The sequence below is a fragment of the Evansella sp. AB-rgal1 genome, assembly GCF_041820985.1.
Taxonomy (GTDB): Bacteria; Bacillota; Bacilli; order Bacillales; family Salisediminibacteriaceae; genus Evansella.
Map to the genome: position 1 here is coordinate 46,900 of NZ_JBGUAU010000008.1, position 23,705 is coordinate 70,604.

Consider the following 23,705-nt stretch of genomic DNA (forward strand, 5'->3'; position numbering starts at 1 on the left):
CCACTTGGACCAATGAGGGAAAATCATATTTCCATCTATGTGAATAGGCGTGTGGTGAAATATTTTGTGATTTCATATATATATTTAACTGTAAAATACTGATATAACAACAAAAAAACACATGTGATTTCAGCAGAAAAATCGCATGTGTTTTTGCTTGTGAATGGCTTGTTTGCACCTCTGAAGAAAACCTGTTCCTCTTTTTCTTGAGCGCGTTTATTTACACCATGGAGAATGAAAGTACGCTGAGAAGTAATTTAGAACTAGCCATTTTGTATGCGATGAGTGTAAGCCAACGAGACTCTAGTGGACGGCTCGCCAGCTGCCGAAAGGAACGCGAGCAGGTGGAGCGAATTGAATACAAACCAAGAAAGTTGTTAATACTTGATAGTTTAACTCCACTTGATAACACGTATTATCAAGGGTAGACTTATCCAGATAAGTAAGTGTTATATTTAATTAATTTAATTTATGTGCTAGACAAATGCCGACAAAAAAAATAAAAAATATGTGCTATGATAATTCCACCATCCCTTCTTATGAATGCGGAAAATATAGGTGGTGACGTTTGTTGAAGAAATCAGATTTTTTAGACCAATTAAGATTAGAGGTTGGAATGGTATATGATCACGCAAAAAATAAAGAGGATTTTTTTCTTAAAGTACTTTATACCATTTATCAGAAATTAGATGATAATTTTGTTATTACAGTATACAGTCCATTGAATTCCGAGTTTAAACGAAATTATGTATTAGGTAAGAGAAGAAAAGAAGCTGAGGATTGGCTAGGTTTTATTTCATTATGTGAGATGAGGTATTCTGTCTTATTGAAAAAGAATAAAAATCAAGTTATCTTTGCTCCTGTACACTATATAGGCACATTAGAGTACATAATATCTATCTGTGCATATGACAATCAATATAATTTTACACAACAAGACATTGATTTTGTTGATGAATTGACAAGGTTTATTGAAGTAAAGCGGGCATCTTATTGTAACAAAAATGACAATTCATTTTAAATGACATTTACACTTTTCAAATATCCCCGGGGTGTTGTACTTCTACCTCCACCCCAATGATCCTTTTCTTCGAAATCAAAAAAATGTTGTAAACGTTACATTACAAATCCTGTTACTTATAAAATTTAGTTTTTGACAATATATTGAACTTTCATATTTATTGGCAAAAAGGACTATATTTTATTTCGTATTTCCTTTAAACTAAATACTAATAGTTTGTTACTCTTTTCACAATGTCTGGGCTATTGTTTGCATTATTTTATCATTTGATTTATAATTGAGAATATTCAGATTAATCTAAAGGAGGGATTTGTAATGGAAACTTATGAGAGGCTTTATGACGAGACGGAGCGTGTGAACGTTAGATTTATTGGTTTGACTACAGATTCAACTCGGTATGATTTTAGTATGATGTATACGAACATGTTTTTTGGTAAGCCACTCATAACTTGTATGCAGACAGGTCGTTCCTTCTTGATGTGCGCTGAAGATGCTGAAGATTATGATTATCTTCAGAGAATGTTAAAACTGAAAGAGAAGGAAGAAGCCAAAACATTATCTGAGTTCTTTAAGGTTCAACTTCCCTTTATGTCAGTGGAACCACAATATCATGACTAATGAAATACGTAAATTAGGAGCACATTGCGAAAATGTGCTTCTTTTTATTGTGTAGCTAGAAAATATAATATAACCCCTGTGGATTACACGTAAGATAATAATCATTGAGAGACGTAGTGTGTACAAACTGTACAATATAGTATTGTTAAATAAGAGAAATTAAATATTAATGTTACACAATTAACCCTTGACTATTTAAATGTGACATACTAAAATGTAGTTACAGGATATTTAAGCGTTTACAATACTGAAAGGGAGTGTCTTACTTGGGTAGTATCGTATGCCAAAGCTGTGAGCAAGTCATTGATTACTATGAGAGTGAAAAAGTATCCGTTTTGTATGGAAAATGCTGCGAGAGTTGTGGGAATCACTATTCAGAAGACACAGTAGATTGATGATCTAGTTTGTAGTGGGCTCCTTTATTAGGGAGCTCTTTTTTTTATACTTTAAGAATTGGCTCTATTAAAGAAATATTATCAGGTAGACATCCATGCAAGTGAAAATTTGCGCCATGACGGATGAAAATACGTTGTGAAGAAGATCAGTGCAATAAAACTTGCGAGGGTATGAGGGGATGCTCTCGAACTCCAGTGGGAATCAGAGCAGAGGCGAGATACCGAAGAGTGCTTGCACTCGAAAGTAGCTCGACAGCTAACCACAGCATAGTAGATACCGTGTAAGTATGAACGAATGTCCGCACTTGTGCCCTTGAGTAAAAAGGGAGTGGACAGTAGCGGATGTACAACAATCAACATAGTAATACTAGATAAGTTTTACTACCACTAACTCTTGTCTTTTCAGTGTAGACATTAGAAAAGGATTTGCCTAACCGATTAGTGTTGGGCAAATCCAAAAAAATTTTAGTTTTAATAAAATTAATGAATATATATTAAAATATCGCCTTTCGTTCCTGAATTACTCTAATTGATTGTAATGAGTGGTCTTGTGGTCCTTGAACTGGAAGACCAACTTCTATGTTCTTTGCAATATAATGTAAATTTTCCTCATCAATAACTTCACCTGGAATTAATATAGGTATTCCAGGGGGATAAACCATAACGAATTCAGCACTAATTCTTCCAGCTGAATCTTCTAATGGTATCGCCTCTGTTTCTGCATAAAATGCGTCTCGCGGAGATAGAGCTAGCATTGGAATATTAGGAACATAAACATTCACTTTCTCTTCTTGTCCATCTGTTTTGTCTTGGAATCGTTCTTTAGAAAGTTCTTTTAAAGCCTCAATTAAAATGTTTACTTTCTCTTCCGAATCACCTAACGTGATAATACATAGAATGTTGTACAAGTCAGATAGTTCCACTTCAATACGGTACTTGTCTCGTAACCAGAGTTCAACGTCATGACCAGTAATTCCAAGGTTTTTAATAGAAATTATAAGTTTAGTAGGATCTATATCAAAGATTGCATGGTCATTTAACAATTCTTTTCCTGGGCAATAAATTCCAGGGATTTGATTTAGTTTTTCTCTTGTAGATTCAGCTATACGAATAGTGTTTGTTAGCTGCTCTTTCCCTTTCATCATTAAGTTTCTTCTAGCTGTGTCTAACGATGCTAATAGCAAATAGGATGTAGAAGTTGTTGTTAACATACTTATGATACTTTGAATCCGATTTGGTGAGACTAAATTTCCTTGTACATTTAGCACAGAACTTTGTGTTAACGATCCACCAAGCTTGTGTACACTTGTTGCTGCCATATCCGCTCCAGCCTGCATTGCAGAAATAGGTAATTCATCATGAAAATGGATGTGAACCCCATGAGCTTCATCTACAAGTACTGGGATGTCATGAGAATGAGCAATTTTTACGATTTGTTTTAAATTTGCTGCTACCCCAAAATAGGTAGGGTTAATTACTAGTAGACCTTTAGCATCAGGGTGTGTTTGAATAGCTTTTTCCACTGCTTCTGTAGTAATCCCGTGTGATATCCCAAGCTTTTCGTCTATTTCTGGATGAATAAAAATAGGGGTTGCTCCTGAGAAAACGATAGCAGACATGATGGACTTATGAACATTTCTTGGTACTATTATTTTTTCACCGGGTCCACACACACTCATGATCATTGTCATAATCGCTCCACTTGTGCCTTGTACGGAGAAAAACGTGTAATCAGCACCGAATGCCTCTGCCGCTAAATGTTGGGCTTCTTGTATCATTCCGCTAGGATGATGCAAATCATCTAGTGGTTCAATATTAATTAAATCTAGTGACAAAGCATTGTCACCAATATATTCTCTGAATTCTGGGTCCATACCTTTGCCACCTTTGTGGCCAGGAATGTGGAATTGGACAGGTTTTTGCTTTACGTGTGCTAACAATCCATCAAATAATGGAGTTGTTTGTTGTTTTTTATTTATCAATCATATCACCTCGTGGGAATAATAAAGATACATAATAGTTTCATCTGTAGCATATATTTGATATCCTTCTTATAAAACATGAAGAGTATACCAAATTACGCTCTTATTGTACAAGAAGAATTTTTTATGAGGTGATTAATATGAGTGATAACGTATCTATACCTATTTCAATCGATTGGTCGAAAGATGAAATAGTAGATGTTGTGAATTTCTATGAGGTAATTGATCAAGCTTACAAAAAGGGTGTAGATCGAAACCTTTTGATTACTTTATATCGACGTTTTAAAGAGGTTGTACCCGGTAAAGCAGATGAAAAAAGAGATTTTAAGGAATATGAAGAACAAACAAATCAATCCCCATATCTCGTAATGAAGAAAGCAAGAGAAACAGATGCTGAAGTCATAAAAATGTAACAGGTTTAGAGTAAAAAAACGTAGCTGACTAAAATTATACTCAGCTACGTTCTTTCTATCGCATCGAAATTTTATATAGTGGAGATAAAGTTTTAAACGTTTGTTTAATAAATTCTATGAGTTTTTCTCCATCTTCAAGAATAGGATCATTTGCTTTTACGTGACGTCCAATAAGGAATTCAGCCTTTTTCACATCCCGGAATCGTTGTAAAGAATGGTGTAAATCAATTGATTCTAATGACTCTGCATCTTTTTTCATATGATCTAAAGAAATTACATAATCACTAGGAACATTAGACCTTATTGAATCCATATCATCTAAAAACCGCTGTGCTATATCCGTTTTATTTGGTAACTCATAAATATAAGCAAGCCAAATAAAGACATGGTCATCGAACAAACCAACTTGAAAATGAGGGTGCTTTTTATAGCCTCTTTTATTATGACAAAGAGCCATCCAAGTGTCTTTCGGTGGATTGACACTTCTTCGCGCGTGCTTTGCAATATGTAAAAACATTTCATTATTAACATAAGAGGAAAGGTCTTCTGCTACAGATTCGCCAATCTCTTTAAATTTAGGTTGGATTTTTTCTTGAATAGCAGCCATCCGCTCATCAAGGCCCTCCAAATAAAAAACTTCAAAATCTTCTTTCTGAAATCCGTCAAAATTCATCAAAAATCACTCCTTTCTTGAAGTTTATCATACAGATAAATAAGAACAAAATAATAGATATTATAAAACTGGTTTACTACGAAGGTAGTAGTGGAAAAGATAAAGAAACATTAGAATAAGGAGTTCCCATTTTGTCATTACTAACATAAGCTATAGTAAATCTTCAGAACTATAGAGACAAGGCCCATAAAAAACGTTTGTTAATGATAAAAGAGTAGAATTTTTTTATCTGAAATTAAAAAACTTCGTAAAGGGGTGTTATCATGGAGAGGGTCATTCAAACATTGAAACGTATTGAAGGGGATAAACGAATGCCTGTATTAAAAATGGAGATTGACTATGAACTTCTTACACTATATGATGCCCTACAATCCAAAGATAAAAAGCAAATTGAATTCAGTAAAAGAAAACTAGAAAAACTTCGAAGAGAATGGATTTCATACAAAGCGTAATAAGCTTTTTATATGAACCTTAATTGGTTCATTTTTTTTGCACGAAGAATCATTTGCTATAATGAGACGGGGTATGATATAAAAGTGATACATAATAGAGAGGGTGTTGCTTGTGACTGATATTAATTGGGATCAACTATATGATGATGCTTTACGATGGACTCGTGAAGCTGGAGAATACATAAAAGAAAAGATGAAGGAATCTTACTCTATTGATACGAAAGCAAATCAAAATGATTTAGTTACCGACGTTGATAAAAGTGTTGAACAGTTTTTTCAACAAAAAATAGGAGAAGGTTACCCTGAACATCGCCTAATGGGTGAAGAAGGTTCTCACGAATCTATTCATGACTTAACAGGAGTAGTTTGGATTTTAGATCCGATCGACGGTACGATCAACTTTGTTCATCAAGAAAGTTTTTTTGCGATCTCTTTAGGTATTTTCCATGAAGGGGTAGGAATGATTGGAATTGTCTATGATGTAATGAATGGCGAGCTATTTACGGCCCAGGTAGGAAAAGGAGCTTATTTAAATGAGAAGAAGTTAAACAAGCTTTCTGAAGTATCATTTGAAGAATCTATTTTAAGTTTTAATCCAAGGTGGATATTAAAAAATCGAGGATTTGAAAAACTAATAACGGAATCACGAGCTGTACGCTGCTACGGATCAGCAGCAATAGAAATTGCTTATGTAGCAGCAGGAAAACTAGACGGTTATATTTGCAATAATTTAGCACCTTGGGATATTGCTGGCGGAAGTGTAATATTAGCTGAAGTAGGTGGAGTTTCCTCTAATTATGATGGGGGTGAACAGACTTATTTAAAAAAGGATACTTTTATAGCAGCAAATCCATCGATTCATAGAGATGTTTTGAAACGAGTTCAAAATAACTAAAAAAGAGAGTGGCAGTCTAAATTGACTTCAGCCGCTCTCTTTTTTTGAATGAAAGTATAATGTCTAGCTTCGAGCTCCATCATATGGTGTCGAGCCACTTGTAAAAGAAAAGCAAAAACCGCTTTTATCAGTAAGATCGTTGTTTTTCTCCCATAGGAAGACACATTGCACTTTTTAATTATCCTTGTTGTTCAGTTTGTCTATATTTTCGTTTTAGCATGAACCCCCACGCAATAAATACAATGGAAAAAACAAATGAACCTACAGCAATGAGGGCACTCCCCTCGGCAATGCCGACGCCAATGCCCATTAAGCCGATAATTCCAAGTAGTGCTAGTGTAAAAAAACGCCAGTTAAATGAATCCATACTAAAACCTCCAAAGATAGAATTTCCTTGATACTAGTTTAGCGGAAAAATTGATGTTAGGGAAGTAATCGTTCTTTAAAACCTTTCTCTTTTTTATGATATAATGAGTGGTGGAAATTAGTGATTTTATTATTTTGTATTATTTAGGAGTGAAATTATGTTAATAGCAGCGGTTACTAATACCGTATCACCTAATATGTCCCCCATTGCAACCTGGCTCGGTGCAACTGATCCAGAGAATTTTTTCTTTGTATTTCCTATTCTTTATTTAATCGTAAATGCTCTATCTATTATTGTATTTAATCTTGGTTTTGCACGTAAGCTACCTATTTTAAAAACGATTGTTGTATATGTTGTTATGTTTATCGGTAATATAGTAATTACATTTTTAGCCTTAACATTACCAATAATTGAATCGCTTTTTGTAGCTGGACTTGTACTAGGAGTGTACAAGCTACAATTAAGAAAACATAAACAAGAAGAAGCAACGCCAGAGGAATAAGAAATACTTCTCCAAAAATAAACAGACTTTATTAAAGTGTAAATGGTGAATTGAACTACAAACCTGACACTGTGCCCACAACCGGGGGCAAGTACTTAGGCGGAATGTTGAGGAGGTTCGGCAACTCCCCACAGAATAGGGGGTGGGTAGTAGCGAATGGAATACTTATCAACAAAGTTAGCATTACTAGGTAAGTTAAACAATTAGATGAGAACACCTCTATTTTTAGGGTAGAATTACTAAAAAAGTTAATAACATGTAAAAAAACACATATCTTCATCACGAAGTCCATGTGTTTTTTATTATCTGCTATTATACAATATACTCATCCTGTTTCTCTTGACTAGAATGTTCACGAAAATTACCAGTATCTTTCCGTTCATGAGTTCGCTTTTCTATTCTAGCACTACAAGTGTCACACATATATGTGTGGATAGGGCGATTACGAAGCTTTTTTGCTAATGGTGAATGATCATTTATATTTTCAATTGTATCACATAATACACATTTTACTCTCATAGTACACCTCATTATCCAAAGCTTGTCATACTTAACATGTATTATAGCATGGAAAAGGATGATATAGTAGCCATATTAAAATTGGTGATTATCAATATTTATATACTGTAATAAATTGTTGATCCACTCTCCGACTAAAGGAACATCTACAAACTGTTTTAATATAAGACCTAATAAAGAGATGACAATCACCGTTCCTATAGTCAAACCAAGACCTCTCCCGACTCCAACTAATATATTTATGAAAAATACTCTTCGTGGGTGTGTGTAATTTAATAACACATCAGTAATTTTTGCGCGTTCTAAGGCACGCGAAATTCTTTCTAATTGATGCTCTAATTTATCTGCTTTTTCAAGGCTTCTTGTGTACTTTTGAAGCTCATGGACTAAACGTTCAATTTCCTGAATATCTAGTTCTTCTTTTTTATTCATTTTCATTTCCTTCCTTTTTCAAATGTTTCGTTCATGAAGAAGAAATAAATAGGTCACAATAACGGAGTACTATATTTTTTGCGATATAAGTTTGAATAGTTTCATCTTAAGGAAAATATAGGTATAGTAATATTGAATCAAATAAAGGAGGTATTTTTGTATGGCTAATCAAGTTGAAACAAAATTAACGGAAGAATTATTGCCATTATTAAGAAAAGAACATTATGTTACGATTGCGACTGTGGATCATGAAACAGGTGGACCTAACGTAAATGCAATCTCCTGGGTTTATGCAATGGATGAGTCAAAAATTCGCTTCTCTGTTGATAATCGTTCCCGTATCGTTGAGAATATTAAAAAAGAGCCATTAGTAACACTTACATTGATTGGGGCAGGCTCTACATATGGCATAACAGGGAAGACTTCTGTATTGTCAGAGAAACTTGACGATGTTCCATTAAAATTAGCGCTATTAGAAATAGATGTTGCAGAAGTTCGAGATGTAATGTTTTATGGAGCACGAATTACAACTGAGCCAAAATACGAAAAAACGTACGATAAAGATGCTGCAGCAAAGCTTGACAAACAAGTAATGGATGCAATGAAAAAAGCATAAGCAAAATGACTAGGAAAACAAGCCACTCAACGAGAGTGGCTTGTTTTATATTAATGAATCATTGTTCTATTCTTGTCCATTTGGATGTTCGTTTCTATCCTTCTTTTTTTCACTCATGCGACCTTTACTTTGTTCATCTTGTATTTCTTTCAATTCACCTTGCTGTTGTCCGTCTATCTTATCGTCATTTACATTTGTTGGGTCTTCACTTTCGCTTTGGCGGTGCTCACGACCTGGCACTACCGGTATTACTCTACCTATGATTGCTGCTAATTCATTCATAATAGCTGCAATTGGTCTGCCTTGCCCCATTTCTACTCTCATTTCCTTTATTCTGTCAATTACATCTGGATCAGCTGTAACTGCTGCAGATGCCCCATATGGATCACTTGCTAATGCTTCAGCAACTTGATATTTAATAGAGCCAACCTCAGATTGATCTATTTCGCCACTTACATTGATTCCAACAAGGGCGTAAGGACCAATGACAATTGCTGTCGCATTGTTTACTTCTGGAACTCTGATACTTAGTTGAGCTAAATGATTTGCAACCTCTGTTGCAGTTGGTTCATTATATGCAGAATATTGTCCTCCTTGCCCTTCAACAGCAGATGGATCGGAAACATCATCTTGAGGTTGACAGGCAGTCGTAAATAATAGTGCAGATGCTACGATTAACCACTTTTTAATCATATTTATCCCTCACTTTTTGATGTTGTTGTAATGTATTGTTCGTTTAAAAGTCTATCTTTATTCTTAAGAACATACATTATAGTAAATGCAGGATTTTTTACTATTACTAGGTTGTAGGAGGCGAGAGATTGAGTACAAAAAGATATATTTTAGATACGAACGTCCTACTACAAGATCCGTTGGCGATTTATTCTTTTGAGCAAAACGAAGTGGTAATACCAGCGGTTGTACTGGAGGAAGTAGACTCAAAAAAAAGAAATATGGATGAAATAGGAAGAAATGCTAGATATGTTGCACGATTAATTGATGACCTACGAGAAAAAGGAAAACTCCATTTAGGTGTACCACTGCCAAATGGAGGTAGCTTTCGAGTTGAATTGAACCACCGTTCCTTTTCTAAAATGAAAGATTATTTTTTTGAAAGTACGAATGACAATCGAATATTAGCAGTTGCTCTTAACATGAGTGTAGAGGAAGAGGAGAACGAGTCTGGAATAGGTGTAACGTTAGTAAGTAAAGATGCGTTACTACGGGTAAAAGCAGACGCCTTAGGTATACATTCAGAGGATTTTTTGAGTGATCGAGTAGTTCAGTATGACAGAATGTATGCAGGCTATCAGGAACTGTATGTGCCATCAAAAATGGTGGAAGATTTGTATGAAAATAAGCAGCTTTCTTTAGCTGATTTGAATGTAAAGTTGGTATATCCAAATCACTTTTTTATTATTAAAGATGAAGTGAATAGCTCTCGATCTGCATTAGGTGTGGTTAATAGTGATTGTACGAAGGTTAAGCTATTTCTTTCACATGAAGATACAATGTGGGGGATTCGACCACGGAATGTTCAGCAACGGATGGCAATGGAGCTATTAACAAGAGACGATATTCCACTAGTTACTCTAGCAGGAAAAGCTGGTACAGGGAAAACTTTATTGTCGCTTGCAGCAGGGTTATATCAAACAGAAGATATGCAGAAGTATAAGAAACTTCTCGTAGCCCGTCCTGTTGTTCCAGTAGGAAAAGACATTGGATTTCTACCAGGAGAAAAAGAAGAGAAATTAAGACCTTGGATGCAGCCTATCTTTGATAATTTAGAATTCTTATTTAATACAAAAAAACCAGGGGAATTAGAACAAATACTTGCAGGGATGGGTTCTATTCAAGTAGAGGCATTAACGTATATACGTGGAAGAAGTATTCCTGATCAATTCATTATCATTGATGAAGCTCAAAATTTAACGAAACATGAAGTGAAAACTATATTAACTCGTGTTGGAGAAGGTAGTAAAATCGTATTAATGGGGGATCCGAAACAGATTGATCATCCTTATTTGGATGAATATACTAATGGATTAACATACGTTACGGAACGAATGAAGCACCTGACAGAATCAGGACACATGAAGTTAGAGAAAGGGGAGAGATCATCATTAGCTCAGGTAGCTGCTGATCTCTTATAATGAATAAGGAAAAAACAAGACAAGACCATCTGTTTCCTAACAGATGGTCTTGTCAAATTTGTATAATTTCCCTATTTTACAATAATGCTAATGATATTCGTCACTGGGTTGTCTTGGTTTCTGCCATCGCCGTAATAAAACTGAACAGGTCCGTCTTCCCGAAGTGGTTGTCCATCTTTCGAGAAACCAAGGATAGCCGTTTTTGCTTCTTCCATGGAGCATACGAAGTCATCTTCGCTATTTCGTTTAAATACGATAGCATGGACATTTTCATTAGGAGAAGCGTTATTCAAGAATGGAGCGAGAGGAACACCAAAGGATTTTGAAGTTAACTCTTTTTTGCTCATTTTAATATCATTTCCGTTTGAGAGTGCATTTGCACCTTCTTTTCGATGTTTGTTCCATGCTAATGCTAAATTTTTTAGTTCTAGTTCCTGATGGTCTATGATTTCCTGGGAAAAATAAGTATCAAGATCTACTTTACGATCGTCAAATATCCATACACCTGGATCAATTGTAATGTTATGTTTTACGTTTCCTGAAATAGTAAAAATAGTAGTAGTCAACAACAAACAGCCCCTTTCTTTGTTTAGTATAGATGGAAAGAGTAGGTTTGTCACTGTTAGAACATCAGAAGAAGAGGTGTCAACAATGATTTGTAATGATCAAGGTACTTTGAATGAGATGATTGAAGCTGCAAAAAACTATACACAATTTGGGAAAGTAGCAGATTACATTCCTGCTTTACAGCTTGCAAATAACGATACATTATCAGTAGCAGTCTATGGCGGGGGGAAATCATGCATGAAAGCAGGGAACATAGAAGAAACATTTACTTTACAAAGCATTTCTAAGGTAATTACCCTTGCATTGGTCTTGATGGATCATGGGGAGGAATATGTTTTTTCGCGAGTTGGGATGGAGCCAACGGGAGATCCGTTTAATTCAATTATAAAGTTAGAAACTCATACACCGTCTAAGCCGTTGAATCCTATGATTAATGCTGGTGCTCTAGCTGTAACGTCAATGATCAGTGGGAGAACAGCAAGAGACAAACTAGATCGGTTATTACAATTTGTTCATGATTTGACAGGGAGAAAAACTATAAATTTTAACGAGAATGTTGCAAAATCAGAATTTGAAACTGCTGATTTAAATCGTTCTCTATGTTATTTTATGAAACAGCATGGAGTGATTCATGATAATGTAGAAGAGTTGTTAGATTTATATACGAAGCAGTGTGCTATTGAAATGAACTGCGAGGATTTAGCAAAAATGGGATATATTATTGCAAACGAAGGTCAAGATACAGAAACGAAGCAGCAAATTATTCCACATGATATTGCGAGAATTTTAAAAACCTTTATGATTACTTGTGGAATGTACAACGCATCAGGGGAATTTGCTATACGCGTAGGAATTCCAGCGAAAAGTGGAGTGTCGGGAGGGATAATGGCTTCTATCCCGCACGGTGTAGGTATTGGCATATATGGTCCAGCACTTGATGATAAAGGAAATAGTATTGCAGGCATGAAGTTATTAGAGTCTCTTTCAGCACATTATGATTTGAGTATCTTCTAGTTTATATTGCTTTTTTTTAGTATAGAAGCTAATATAAATAAATAAAGAGTTTTTTAATTAGTGAGGAGGAGGGATTCCGTTGTCAATAGAAACCCTATCCGGACAGAGCGAAAAAGCGTATGCCCTTCTACAAGAAGATGCTCAAAAAATACTAAAACTTATTGAAGTACAGATGACTAATTTAACAATGCCACAGTGTCCTCTATATGAAGAAGTTTTAGATACACAAATGTTCGGTTTATCACGAGAAATAGATTTTGCTATCCGTCTAAAATTAATCCAAGAAGAAGACGGGAAAGAGCTATTAGGACAATTAGAAAGACAGCTATCAACACTCCATGAGGCAACATTAAGAAAAAAATAAATGGAAATTCTACCTAACCAGACGTGTAACCGTTTGGTTTTTTTATTTGGTTTTGTTTTTGAGTGAATTCCCCATGTTCACATGATATGATGAAAATATAAATGGAATGTAGAGACAGCATGAAAGATACATATAGATATAAAAATCTAAAACAACGTCCAGGTAGGAGGAAGAAGTGAATGAGGCGATTAGAAAAAATAAGGAAAGTATTAGTTGCAAACAGAGGGGAAATTGCAATTCGTGTCTTTCGTGCTTGTACAGAATTAGAAATTAGAACAGTTGCAATATACTCTAAAGAGGACACTGGTGCATACCATCGTTACAAAGCAGATGAAGCTTACTTAGTAGGAGAAGGAAAAAAACCGATTGATGCTTATTTAGATATTGAAGGAATCATCAAGATTGCGAAAAGAAATAAAGTTGATGCTATTCATCCAGGATACGGCTTGTTATCCGAGAATATTCACTTTGCAAGGAGATGTGAAGAGGAAGGAATTATCTTTATCGGCCCCACAACTGAGCATCTAAGAATGTTTGGTGACAAGGTACAAGCTAGAAAAACAGCTATTCAAGCTAATATACCTGTCATCCCTGGAAGTGATGGACCAGTTACTAATATAGAAGAAGTGGAAAAGTTTTCCTCTCAACATGGATTTCCTCTTATCATTAAAGCTGCCCTAGGAGGTGGCGGGAGAGGTATGAGGATTGTACGCTCTCAAGATGAATTAAAAGAATCATTTGAACGCGCAAAGTCTGAAGCACAATCTGCTTTTGGTGATGATGTGGTGTATGTAGAAAAATTTGTAGAAAATCCAAAGCACATAGAAGTTCAAATATTAGGAGATCATCACGGAAATATAGTTCATCTTTATGAACGTGATTGCTCTGTTCAGCGACGTCATCAGAAGGTAGTAGAAGTTGCCCCGAGTGTATCTCTATCTGAAGAAGCTAGAGAAAAAATAAATAATGCTGCGCTCCAATTAATGAAGAGCATTAACTATGTAAATGCAGGAACAGTAGAATTTCTTGTAACTTCAGAAGAAGACTATTATTTTATTGAAGTAAATCCTAGAATCCAGGTTGAACATACTATTACGGAACTTATTACGGGAATTGATATCGTCCAATCACAAATATTTATAGCAGATGGAATGAACTTACATAGTCCAACAGTTGGGATTCCTAAGCAACCGGATATAAAAATGATGGGATATGCTATTCAATCGAGGGTAACAACAGAAGATCCTGAAAATAATTTTATGCCTGATACAGGAAAAATCATGGCTTATCGAAGTGGAGGGGGATTTGGTGTACGGTTAGATGCTGGAAACGGCTTTCAGGGTTCTATCATCTCTCCTCATTATGATTCTTTATTAGTAAAAGTATCTACGTTTGCACTTTCATTTGAGAACGCTGCCAAAAAAATGGTCCGTAATTTACGTGAATTCCGTATTCGTGGAATAAAAACAAATATTTCCTTTTTAGAGAATGTTGTTCAGCATAGAAAGTTTCTAAGTGGTGAATATGATACTTCGTTTATTGATACAACACCAGAGTTATTTATGTTTCCGAAACGAAAAGACCGTGGAACGAAAATGCTCTCTTATATCGGGAATGTTACTGTTAATGGTTATCCCGAAGTGGGAATAAAGAAAAAGCCTGTTTTCCAAAAAAGAAGAGTTCCTATTGTGAATGATATGGAGCCAATTCCTAATGGAACGAAGCAAATATTAGATAAACACGGACCTGAAGGGTTAGCTAGATGGGTGAAAGAGCAAAAGGAAGTTTTGTTAACCGATACAACCTTTCGTGATGCGCACCAGTCCCTACTTGCTACTCGTGTAAGGACTACAGATTTAATACAAATAGTGGAACCTACTTCAAGAATTTTATCGAATCTATTCTCGTTAGAAATGTGGGGTGGCGCCACATTTGATGTAGCAATGAGATTTTTACACGAAGATCCGTGGAAGAGGTTGATTCAACTTCGAGAAAAATCTCCGAATTTGTTGTTCCAAATGTTATTACGAGCTTCCAATGCAGTAGGATATAAAAATTATCCTGACAATTTAATTCATGAGTTTGTAGATGAATCAGCGAATGCTGGGATTGATGTCTTTCGAATATTTGATAGCTTAAACTGGGTAAAAGGAATGGTTCCTGCTATTGAAGCGGTTCGAAAATCTGGCAAAATTGCTGAGGCAAGTATGTGTTATACAGGAGATATTCTTGATTCAGGTAGACCGAAGTATAACTTGAATTATTATTTACAGTTAGCGAAAGAATTAGAGGGAGCTGGAGCACATATATTAGGCATTAAAGACATGGCAGGGCTATTAAAACCGCAAGCAGCCTATGAGCTCATTTCGGCATTAAAAGAAACTGTAGATATCCCAATTCATTTACACACTCATGATACTAGTGGAAACGGAATATTTACGTATGCTAGAGCTATTGATGCTGGAGTTGATATATTGGATACAGCTATTAGTTCCATGGCAGGACTTACAAGTCAACCAAGTATGAATTCCTTGTATTACGCGTTAAGTGGACATAATCGACAACCCAAATTAGATAGTGATAAAGTGGAGCAGTTAAGTGCATATTGGGAAGATACTCGAAAATATTATGTAGAATTTGAAAGTGGGATGATGGCTCCACATTCAGAGGTCTACACACATGAAATGCCTGGCGGTCAATACAGTAATCTACAACAGCAAGCAAAAGGTGTAGGGCTTGGGGATCGTTGGGATGAAGTGAAATCAATGTATAGTAAAGTAAATGAAATGTTCGGAGATATTGTGAAGGTTACGCCTTCCTCCAAAGTAGTTGGTGATATGGCTCTATTTATGGTGCAAAACGATTTGACGGAAGAAGCTGTGTATGAAAAGGGAGAGCAATTAGATTTTCCTGACTCCGTGATTGAACTGTTTCAAGGGTATCTGGGACAGCCTTACAAAGGTTTTCCAAAACGATTACAGGAAGTTATCTTAAAGGGAAAAGAATGTATTACCAATCGTCCTGGGGAAAGATTAGAACCTGTACAAATTGAAGCATTACGTGAAGAATTGTACAATAAATTAGATCGACAAGTAACTAGTCATGATATAGTTTCATATGCTTTATATCCTAAAGTGTATTTGGAAAATGAAGCATTTATTGAACAATATGGTGATATTTCCGTTTTAGATACATTAACATTCTTCTATGGTTTACGACTAGGTGAAGAAATTGAAGTGGAAATTGAAAAAGGAAAAACGCTAATCGTGAAGCTCGTGTCCATAGGGGAACCGCAAAAAGATGGTACAAGAGTGATTTATTTCGAATTAAATGGTCAACCAAGAGAAGTTGTAGTAAAAGATGAAAACATCGAATCCCTTATTGCTGTTAAAACCAAAGCTGAGAAAAATAATGAGAATCATATTGGTGCATCGATGCCAGGAACTGTTGTGAAAACACTGGTATCAAAAGGTGACAGAGTGAAAAAAGGAGATCATCTCATTATTACGGAGTCCATGAAAATGGAAACGACTGTTCAAGCTCATAAAGATGGTCTAATAAAACAGATATTCATAACAAATGGAGAATCAATTCAAGCGGGGGATTTGTTAGTGGAGTTTGAATAAATTGGCTTTTATAAGAGGGTCATTTATGGTGTAGCTTTTGTCCAATTGATGCATCATATATATAGTAGGCGCTAAATTAAGAGTACACTTCACTTTATTAGTGCCTTTGATTTTTATGACAATGAACAAGTATTTCCCCTGAGAAGAGTTTACCGTTTACTATTTATAACCATGCAGATGAAAATACGCATGTTAAGCTTGACCACCAAAACTTACGTATTTTTTAAGAGTAGCTCCTCTACTTATTAATCTTTATAAAAATGACTATTTTCGTACGTTTCTTATATTACTTGGATACATGGCAAGTTTTGTATATAATGAAACATGAAAAAGTTGTTTAAAAATGGACTTTTTCGGGGAATTAAAAAAGTATACAATAATATTTTGGGAGTTGATCATCTTGGCACACGAGAAAACAGCAGACATCTTAAACAGACAGGTAGCAAACTGGAACGTTCTATTCGTGAAGCTACACAACTATCACTGGTACGTGAAAGGAGTAAACTTCTTTAAGCTCCATGAAAAGTTTGAAGAGCTTTACAACGAAGCTGCTGGACACATCGACGAACTAGCAGAGCGTCTATTAACGTTAAAAGGGGAACCAGTTGCAACAATGAAAGAGTACTTAGAAATTGCAACAATTAAGGAAGCTCAAGGGGAAAGAGCTGCAGAGGATATGGTAAAAACGTTAATACAAGATTTTGACACGTTAATTGCTGAGTTAAGTTCAGATATTGAAACATTAGACGGAGACTTAGATGACGAGGGTACTGCAGATATGTTAATTGGTGTACGTCAATCTGTTGAAAAACATAATTGGATGCTACGCTCATTCCTAGGTGAGTAATAATACAGAATAAAAGCCAACCTTTTTGGTTGGCTTTTTATTTTGGGTATGGTCGGTAGGTATTGGAGAAAAGACAATTTGGACAGAGTCGAATTATCTAGAAAGATACCGCTTACTAGACAAAATGCAGTCGAGGAAGGAGTAAAGTGTCTAGAAACAACAATATTAGACAAAAATTAATCTGAAATAATGAATAACTTAGAGTCTAATGATAGATGCCGAGACAATATAAAAAAACCTAGCTCCACTAACGGAAACCAGGTTCTGATTTTCAAAACTATCCCTCTTATTTAGGTGCTGATCGATATGCTAGTAAGGATGTATAACTTACGATCCCAAAAAGGATACTGATAAAAATGGCATGGAAAATAGTTGATTCTAAAGTATGTCCACCTAAAACAACAACAGCTCCACTAATAACTTGAATAATGACGGATAGGAAACTAAATAATCCGCTGTAATATAGTGGCTTTTGATCTCTATATCCACGATGAAGTTGGATAAACATAATAAGGATGAATACAAATAATATCGCAGCAGCCACACGGTGACCAAATTGTATTCCAACAGCTCCTTCTAGCGGAGGAATTAACTGTCCATTACATAATGGCCATCCAGTACATGCACCACTTGACCCCGTATGTTTCACATAAGCACCAGTATAAACCGCAATATATAAATATGTTAATACAAAATATATATAGTTTTTCATGCGATTTGAGATTTTTGGTTCAACATAATGCTTCGGCATATCATTTTCAAAAGCAAGTACAGTCAACAACAATACACTAGCAAAAGATATTAGGGAAAACCCGAAATGTAAAGCCATTACCGCATTTGATTGCCCCCAAACAACAGCTGCAGCTCCTAATAAACCTTGAAAAACAATAAATAAAACTGCCATGAAGGAGAAAAATTTAGTTTCTTTAATGTGACTTAGTTTTTTCCAACTCCAAATAGCAAGTATGATTACCATAATTCCTAATAGTCCAGATACTACTCGATGTGTGTATTCAATCATAGTCTGAACTGTAGGGGATTCAGGGAAGACTTGTCCGAGACAAAGTGGCCACTCTGGTCCACATGCATCGCCAGAGCCAGTTTGTGTTACAAGAACCCCTTGAACTAGCACGATTACCATACCTAATGTACATATAATGCCAAATAATTTTAATGATAAGTTATTCAACACTTCACCGACTTTCTATAGTAAAAAGTATGAAAAGTTTTTTGGAATAATAATTTAATTAATTAGTTTAAAATAATTACGGAGTAATCTTCATCTCTATTTTAAGTCAGGGGCTAAAAAAAAGTCAATTTATCAGATTATTTATCAGAAACAGTTAAAATTTGTAAGATGTTCCATTTCACTTTTTTACAAATTAGTAGTATTTAAGAAAAAATAAAATATAGTACTTTATTTTTATCGAAAAGATTATTAATATTAGTATAGTGATTATGGTAAAATGAATATTAGGTGATGTGGTACTTATTGTAATCTTACAAAATTGTAATGTAAATTATCTTTAATTAAATTATAATGTCATTCTGTAAGTCTAATTTTATTATCTCGTTATATAAATAATTTCATTTTATAGAAAATGATACTTGCTTTAAATAAACGATGAAACTAGTTATTGATTATCGTTTAAACATGCACTATTTTGTGGGCAGATTATTAGACTTATGCTTCGATTCATGATTTGATTAAGGAAAGTAATTCATATTTATTGGGGGGTGAATTATCAAGTGAATAAAACTAGTACATTAACTTCTGCGGGGGCACTTGAAAAAGAAGAAGTGAATGAAGTGATGAACAAAGTTACGTGGAAAACGTATATTGCTATTTCTAAAACGGGAATTGTAATATCAAATTTAATTACAACATTTACTGGACTATTTCTTGCAGCTTATTATACAGGCACATCACTATCTAGCGATCCTCTAAATGCTTTATTAGCATTATTAGGTTCCGCTCTCGTTATGGCAGGAGCATGTGCATTAAATAATTATATTGATCGTGATATCGATCATTTAATGGAACGTACGAAAGAACGACCTTCTGTTAGTGGAGAATTAACAGGGAAACAAGTATTAACTTATGGTCTTAGCTTATCAGCAATTGGTACTATATTTTTAGCTATGACGACGTTAACAGCAGCAGTGATTGGTCTAGCAGGATTGTTCGTTTATGTTGTCTTATATTCTATGTGGACGAAACGTACAACAACATTAAATACGATCGTTGGAAGTTTCTCTGGTGCCGTACCTCCATTAATTGGTTGGGCAGCAATTGATCCAGGATTACATTCCATCGCATGGTCTTTATTCCTGATTATGTTTATTTGGCAACCACCACACTTTTTAGCATTAGCAATGAAAAGGGTGGATGAGTATAAAAGAGCTGGTATACCAATGCTTCCAGTTGTAGCTGGCTTTAAAGTAACGAAAAGGCAAATTGTTTGGTATGTAGCAGCATTAATTCCAGTGTCACTGACAGTTGCGCATTTTGGAACAGTTTATACGGTTGTAGCAGCTTTACTTGGGGTAGGGTGGTTAGCCATTGGGCTAGCAGCCTATAAGTACAAAGATGATTTAAAATGGGCAAAACATATGTTTTTATATTCATTAAACTATTTAACTGTTATGTTTGTGCTTATGGTCCTTGTACACATGTTTTAATTCTGGAAAAGAGAAAGAGGGGTTTGTGACGAGATGAAGTATTTATGGCGACTGCTTCCATTCACTTTCATCATGCTGTTGGCAGGGTGTGGGAAACAAAATTTATCAGCATTGGATCCGCAAGGTCCTGTAGCTGAAACACAGTTTTCACTCATTCGTCTCAGCTTGTACATCATGATCTTTGTTATCGTTGTTGTTTTCGCCATCTATGTGTTCGTTTTAATTAAGTTCCGTGATAAAGAAGACGATACACATATGCCGAAACAGGTTCATGGTAACAAAGCGTTAGAAGTGATTTGGACTACAATTCCGATTGTTTTATTACTTATTTTAGCGGTACCGAACGTAATGGAAACATTTACACTTGCAGACACAGAACCGACAGAGGAATCTATGACGGTTCGGGTACATGCACATCAATTTTGGTGGGAGTTTGAGTATCCTGACTATGATGTAGTTGCTGGTCAAGATATGTATATTCCTACGAATACAAAGATAGTTTTAGAACTTGAAGCGAGCGATGTAATTCACTCCTTCTGGGTGCCGGCTCTTGCAGGTAAGCAAGATAACGTACCTGGTATTATGAACCCAATGTGGATTGAAGCACCTAATGAGGGTGTTTACATGGGGAAATGTACGGAGCTATGTGGACCTGCACACTGGTTAATGGACTTCAAAGTAATTGCTGTAGATCCAGATACATTTGAAACATGGGCAGCAAATATGGTAGAAGGACCTGAAGATGTAACGGAAACTGGAAATGAAATTGCAGTTGAAGGTCGTGAAATCTTTGAGGCGAGCTGTATTGCATGTCATGCAGTAGCTGGAGAAGGTGGAAACCCTCAAGGTGGTCCAGCATTAACAAACTTCGGAGAGCGTACAGTTATCGCAGGGTATCTTCCTTGGGATGATGATGATGTAAACTTAGAAGCATGGATTCGTGATCCAGGACCATTAAAGCCTGGTAATGCAATGCCAGCAGTAGCGGATCTACCATATGGCGATTTAAATGATGAAGAAATGGAAGCACTTATTGCATATCTTAAAACACTAAAAGTACTAGAATAATTGGTTAGTTAAGGGGGTAAAACAACGTGTCATATGCGAAGGCTCAGTCTAAAAGTACTCTATGGGACTGGCTGACTACTGTTGACCATAAAAAGATCGGTATTATGTATTTGGTCGCAGGTGCATTTTTCTTCGCTCTCGGTGGTTTAGAAGCGATATTAATGCGTATTCAGCTCATGTTTCCTGAGTTTACCTTCCTACCGGCGCAAACGTTTAACGAATTGTTAACGATGCACGGTACGACAATGATTTTCTTGGCAGCAATGCCGCTATTATTTGGATTAATGAACTACATCATCCCACTACAAATTGGGGCGCGTGACGTAGCATTTCCGTTTTTAAATTCATTAGGATTTTGGTTGTTCTTATTTGGGGGAATCCTATTAAATATTAGTTGGTTTACTGGTGGGGCACCTGATGCAGGTTGGACTGCATATGTACCATTATCAAGTGAATCACCTGGAACAGGTCTAGATTATTACGTGTTAGGTTTACAGGTTAGTGGTTTAGGAACATTAATCGGGGGTATTAACTTCCTTGTTACGATCATTAACATGAGAGCGCCTGGTATGAGTATGATGAGAATGCCACTATTTACGTGGAGTTCGTTCGTAGCTTCTATGCTTATCCTATTCGCTTTTCCAGCACTAACTATTGGATTACTTTTATTAATGTTAGAACGAGTATTTGGGGCAACCTTCTTTGCGGTTGACTTTGGTGGTAACGTTATTATTTGGCAACATTTATTCTGGATTTTTGGACATCCAGAAGTATACATTTTAATTTTACCTGCGTTTGGTATTTTCTCGGAAGTTATTCCGACATTTGCAAAAAAACGTTTATTTGGATATTCAGCAATGGTATTTGCTACATTAATTATCGGTTTCTTAGGATTCATGGTATGGGCTCACCATATGTTTACAGTAGGTATGGGTCCAGTAGCTAATTCGATTTTCGCTGTTGCAACAATGGCAATTGCTGTTCCAACTGGTATTAAAATCTTTAACTGGTTGCTAACCCTTTGGGGAGGGCGCATCCGCTTTACTACTGCTAACTTATTCGCATTGGCGTTTATTCCATCATTCGTAATGGGTGGGGTAACGGGTGTAATGCTTGCAACAAGTGCAGCAAACTATCAATTCCATGATACGTATTTCGTAGTAGCTCACTTCCACTATGTAATTATTGGTGGGGTTGTATTGGGATTATTCTGTGGTGCGTATTATTGGTGGCCAAGAATTTTTGGATACACACTTGATGAGAAATTAGGTAAAATCTTTTTCTGGTTATTCCTAATTGGTTTCCATTTAACGTTCTTTGTACAACATTTCTTAGGACTAATTGGTATGCCAAGACGTGTTGCTTCTTATTTAGATGGTCAAGGTTTAAATGAAATGAACTTTATTAGTACAATGGGTGCATTCTTAATGGGTATTGCATTTATTATTTTCGTAGTAAGTATCTTTACTTCTATGAAAAACAAAGTGAACGAAGCAGACGTATGGAAAGATGGTCGTACTCTAGAGTGGACAATTCCAGTTCCAACTCCAGAATATAACTTTGCACAAACACCGTTAGTTCGTGACGTTGATCCTTTATGGTATGAAAAATACGAAGGGGATGGAAAAATGAAGGCAGCAGAACCTTTAGGGGATATTCACATGCCAAATGGATCCATTTTACCATTTATTATGTCTTTCGGTTTATTCGTTGCAAGCTTTGGTTTCATTTATCACGATGCTGGTCAAACTTGGTTAGCTATCGTAGGTTTATTAATTACATTCGGTGCAATGTTTGCTCGTTCTGTAAAAGAAGATCATGGATACCATATTCCAGTAGATGAAATTAAAAAAGATTTACAAAAGGAGGGAAGGTAATATGGCTGATCACACTGTTCATTCTAACACCTTACCTCCAAATCCTGAAAAAGCTACGTTGGAAGGTAAAAATAAGTTTTTAGGTTTTTGGTTCTTCCTTGGTGGGGAAACGGTATTGTTTGCCAGTCTCTTCGGTACTTATTTAGGGTTACGAGGAGGATTAAATGGTGGACCGGGTCCTAGTGACTTGTTCCATTTACCACTAGTATTTATCATGACAATGATACTTTTGACAAGTAGTTTAACGAGTGTATTTGCGATTATTTCCATGAAAAAAGGGAATTTCAAAGGTGTACTTGGTTGGATGCTGTTAACAGTAGTATTAGGAATTACATTCCTTGGTTTTGAAATTTATGAGTTTGTAGAATACTATCATTATGGATTAGGTTTTACAACAAGTGCATTTTCTTCCGCTTTCTATACACTTGTTGGTACTCACGGAGCCCACGTATTATTCGGTATATTGTGGATTTCCACTTTATTAATTCGATACCGAAAATCGGGATTAACATTAACAAATGCTCCAAAATTTTATACAGCTGTACTATACTGGCACTTTATCGATGTAGTGTGGGTATTTATCTTCTCAGTAGTATATCTAATGGGAATAGGAGGATGATAA

The 23,705-nt window shown here is 35.7% G+C and carries 26 protein-coding genes; 18 read left to right on the plus strand and 8 right to left on the minus strand.

Annotation, left to right across the window (positions count from 1 at the left end; all coding sequences use genetic code 11):
- The first annotated feature begins 227 nt into the window (after positions 1-227).
- The 4 genes from ACERII_RS08360 to ACERII_RS08375 all read left to right on the plus strand — a co-directional run bounded on the left by ACERII_RS08360 (position 228) and on the right by ACERII_RS08375 (position 2,034).
- A complete protein-coding gene (locus ACERII_RS08360; RefSeq protein ID WP_373641510.1) occupies positions 228-428 on the plus strand; it encodes a hypothetical protein in 201 nt (66 codons plus the stop codon).
- A 143-nt stretch (positions 429-571) separates the two neighbouring features.
- Entirely contained in the window at positions 572-1,021 is a 450-nt protein-coding gene (locus tag ACERII_RS08365; protein ID WP_373641512.1) for a hypothetical protein, read from the plus strand.
- A 315-nt stretch (positions 1,022-1,336) separates the two neighbouring features.
- Positions 1,337-1,639 carry a DUF3055 domain-containing protein gene (locus ACERII_RS08370; protein ID WP_373641514.1) on the plus strand — a complete coding sequence of 101 codons (303 nt, stop codon included), beginning with the start codon at positions 1,337-1,339 and terminating at the stop codon, positions 1,637-1,639.
- A gap of 257 nt (positions 1,640-1,896) precedes the next feature.
- Complete coding sequence (locus ACERII_RS08375) at positions 1,897-2,034, plus strand: GapA-binding peptide SR1P (RefSeq protein ID WP_373641515.1); 138 nt, start codon at positions 1,897-1,899, stop codon at positions 2,032-2,034.
- A 494-nt stretch (positions 2,035-2,528) separates the two neighbouring features.
- Here the strand turns inward: ACERII_RS08375 and ACERII_RS08380 are convergent, their stop codons facing one another.
- Positions 2,529-4,013 carry an aminotransferase class I/II-fold pyridoxal phosphate-dependent enzyme gene (locus tag ACERII_RS08380; protein ID WP_373641735.1) on the minus strand — a complete coding sequence of 495 codons (1,485 nt, stop codon included), beginning with the start codon at positions 4,011-4,013 and terminating at the stop codon, positions 2,529-2,531.
- Positions 4,014-4,156: 143 nt separating this feature from the next.
- On the opposite strand from ACERII_RS08380, the gene ACERII_RS08385 reads away from it, so the two are divergent.
- Positions 4,157-4,429, plus strand: a complete 273-nt coding sequence (locus ACERII_RS08385; RefSeq protein ID WP_373641516.1) for a UPF0223 family protein — start codon at positions 4,157-4,159, stop codon at positions 4,427-4,429.
- 55 nt (positions 4,430-4,484) lie between these two features.
- Here ACERII_RS08385 and ACERII_RS08390 read toward each other — a convergent pair whose 3' ends face one another.
- Positions 4,485-5,102 carry a YktB family protein gene (locus ACERII_RS08390; protein ID WP_373641518.1) on the minus strand — a complete coding sequence of 206 codons (618 nt, stop codon included), beginning with the start codon at positions 5,100-5,102 and terminating at the stop codon, positions 4,485-4,487.
- A gap of 263 nt (positions 5,103-5,365) precedes the next feature.
- On the opposite strand from ACERII_RS08390, the gene ACERII_RS08395 reads away from it, so the two are divergent.
- Entirely contained in the window at positions 5,366-5,554 is a 189-nt protein-coding gene (locus tag ACERII_RS08395) for a hypothetical protein (RefSeq protein ID WP_373641519.1), read from the plus strand.
- A gap of 112 nt (positions 5,555-5,666) precedes the next feature.
- Positions 5,667-6,449 carry an inositol monophosphatase family protein gene (locus ACERII_RS08400; protein WP_373641521.1) on the plus strand — a complete coding sequence of 261 codons (783 nt, stop codon included), beginning with the start codon at positions 5,667-5,669 and terminating at the stop codon, positions 6,447-6,449.
- 178 nt (positions 6,450-6,627) lie between these two features.
- Here ACERII_RS08400 and ACERII_RS08405 read toward each other — a convergent pair whose 3' ends face one another.
- Positions 6,628-6,816 (minus strand): DUF5325 family protein, encoded by a 189-nt coding sequence (locus tag ACERII_RS08405; RefSeq protein WP_373641522.1) that lies wholly within the window; start codon positions 6,814-6,816, stop codon positions 6,628-6,630.
- Between the two features lie 157 nt (positions 6,817-6,973).
- On the opposite strand from ACERII_RS08405, the gene ACERII_RS08410 reads away from it, so the two are divergent.
- On the plus strand, positions 6,974-7,318 hold the full coding sequence (locus tag ACERII_RS08410) for a YlaH-like family protein (RefSeq protein WP_373641523.1): 345 nt from the start codon (positions 6,974-6,976) through the stop codon (positions 7,316-7,318).
- A gap of 312 nt (positions 7,319-7,630) precedes the next feature.
- Here ACERII_RS08410 and ACERII_RS08415 read toward each other — a convergent pair whose 3' ends face one another.
- Together ACERII_RS08415 and ACERII_RS08420 are read right to left on the minus strand one after the other, a co-directional pair.
- Positions 7,631-7,837 (minus strand): YlaI family protein, encoded by a 207-nt coding sequence (locus ACERII_RS08415; RefSeq protein ID WP_373641525.1) that lies wholly within the window; start codon positions 7,835-7,837, stop codon positions 7,631-7,633.
- A 75-nt stretch (positions 7,838-7,912) separates the two neighbouring features.
- Positions 7,913-8,275, minus strand: a complete 363-nt coding sequence (locus tag ACERII_RS08420; RefSeq protein ID WP_373641527.1) for a DUF5665 domain-containing protein — start codon at positions 8,273-8,275, stop codon at positions 7,913-7,915.
- A gap of 154 nt (positions 8,276-8,429) precedes the next feature.
- Here ACERII_RS08420 and ACERII_RS08425 point away from each other — a divergent pair, with 154 nt between their 5' ends.
- Positions 8,430-8,885 (plus strand): pyridoxamine 5'-phosphate oxidase family protein, encoded by a 456-nt coding sequence (locus ACERII_RS08425; protein ID WP_373641528.1) that lies wholly within the window; start codon positions 8,430-8,432, stop codon positions 8,883-8,885.
- 66 nt (positions 8,886-8,951) lie between these two features.
- On the opposite strand, the gene ACERII_RS08430 is transcribed toward ACERII_RS08425, so the two are convergent.
- Positions 8,952-9,578 carry a YhcN/YlaJ family sporulation lipoprotein gene (locus ACERII_RS08430; protein WP_373641530.1) on the minus strand — a complete coding sequence of 209 codons (627 nt, stop codon included), beginning with the start codon at positions 9,576-9,578 and terminating at the stop codon, positions 8,952-8,954.
- A 128-nt stretch (positions 9,579-9,706) separates the two neighbouring features.
- On the opposite strand from ACERII_RS08430, the gene ACERII_RS08435 reads away from it, so the two are divergent.
- A complete protein-coding gene (locus ACERII_RS08435) occupies positions 9,707-11,038 on the plus strand; it encodes a PhoH family protein (protein WP_373641531.1) in 1,332 nt (443 codons plus the stop codon).
- A gap of 71 nt (positions 11,039-11,109) precedes the next feature.
- Here the strand turns inward: ACERII_RS08435 and ACERII_RS08440 are convergent, their stop codons facing one another.
- Positions 11,110-11,604, minus strand: coding sequence for a peptidyl-prolyl cis-trans isomerase (locus ACERII_RS08440; RefSeq protein WP_373641533.1), 495 nt, complete (start codon positions 11,602-11,604; stop codon positions 11,110-11,112).
- Positions 11,605-11,689: 85 nt separating this feature from the next.
- On the opposite strand from ACERII_RS08440, the gene glsA reads away from it, so the two are divergent.
- The 4 genes from glsA to ACERII_RS08460 all read left to right on the plus strand — a co-directional run bounded on the left by glsA (position 11,690) and on the right by ACERII_RS08460 (position 17,456).
- Positions 11,690-12,619 carry a glutaminase A gene (gene glsA / locus ACERII_RS08445; protein WP_373641535.1) on the plus strand — a complete coding sequence of 310 codons (930 nt, stop codon included), beginning with the start codon at positions 11,690-11,692 and terminating at the stop codon, positions 12,617-12,619.
- A 79-nt stretch (positions 12,620-12,698) separates the two neighbouring features.
- Positions 12,699-12,983 carry an Fpa/YlaN family protein gene (locus ACERII_RS08450; protein WP_373641537.1) on the plus strand — a complete coding sequence of 95 codons (285 nt, stop codon included), beginning with the start codon at positions 12,699-12,701 and terminating at the stop codon, positions 12,981-12,983.
- Between the two features lie 179 nt (positions 12,984-13,162).
- Positions 13,163-16,609, plus strand: coding sequence for a pyruvate carboxylase (gene pyc / locus ACERII_RS08455; RefSeq protein WP_373641538.1), 3,447 nt, complete (start codon positions 13,163-13,165; stop codon positions 16,607-16,609).
- Between the two features lie 400 nt (positions 16,610-17,009).
- Positions 17,010-17,456 carry a Dps family protein gene (locus ACERII_RS08460; protein ID WP_373641539.1) on the plus strand — a complete coding sequence of 149 codons (447 nt, stop codon included), beginning with the start codon at positions 17,010-17,012 and terminating at the stop codon, positions 17,454-17,456.
- A 286-nt stretch (positions 17,457-17,742) separates the two neighbouring features.
- Here the strand turns inward: ACERII_RS08460 and ACERII_RS08465 are convergent, their stop codons facing one another.
- Positions 17,743-18,648 (minus strand): COX15/CtaA family protein, encoded by a 906-nt coding sequence (locus tag ACERII_RS08465; protein WP_373641541.1) that lies wholly within the window; start codon positions 18,646-18,648, stop codon positions 17,743-17,745.
- A gap of 557 nt (positions 18,649-19,205) precedes the next feature.
- On the opposite strand from ACERII_RS08465, the gene cyoE reads away from it, so the two are divergent.
- Genes cyoE through ACERII_RS08485 form a run of 4 tightly spaced genes read left to right on the plus strand, consistent with a single transcriptional unit; the run spans position 19,206 to position 23,702 of the window.
- Complete coding sequence (cyoE, locus tag ACERII_RS08470; protein WP_373641543.1) at positions 19,206-20,138, plus strand: heme o synthase; 933 nt, start codon at positions 19,206-19,208, stop codon at positions 20,136-20,138.
- Positions 20,139-20,171: 33 nt separating this feature from the next.
- On the plus strand, positions 20,172-21,206 hold the full coding sequence (gene coxB / locus ACERII_RS08475) for a cytochrome c oxidase subunit II (protein WP_373641544.1): 1,035 nt from the start codon (positions 20,172-20,174) through the stop codon (positions 21,204-21,206).
- Positions 21,207-21,232: 26 nt separating this feature from the next.
- Positions 21,233-23,083 (plus strand): cytochrome c oxidase subunit I, encoded by a 1,851-nt coding sequence (gene ctaD, locus ACERII_RS08480; RefSeq protein WP_373641546.1) that lies wholly within the window; start codon positions 21,233-21,235, stop codon positions 23,081-23,083.
- A gap of 1 nt (position 23,084) precedes the next feature.
- Positions 23,085-23,702, plus strand: a complete 618-nt coding sequence (locus ACERII_RS08485; protein ID WP_373641547.1) for a cytochrome c oxidase subunit 3 — start codon at positions 23,085-23,087, stop codon at positions 23,700-23,702.
- Positions 23,703-23,705: the final 3 nt, after the last annotated feature.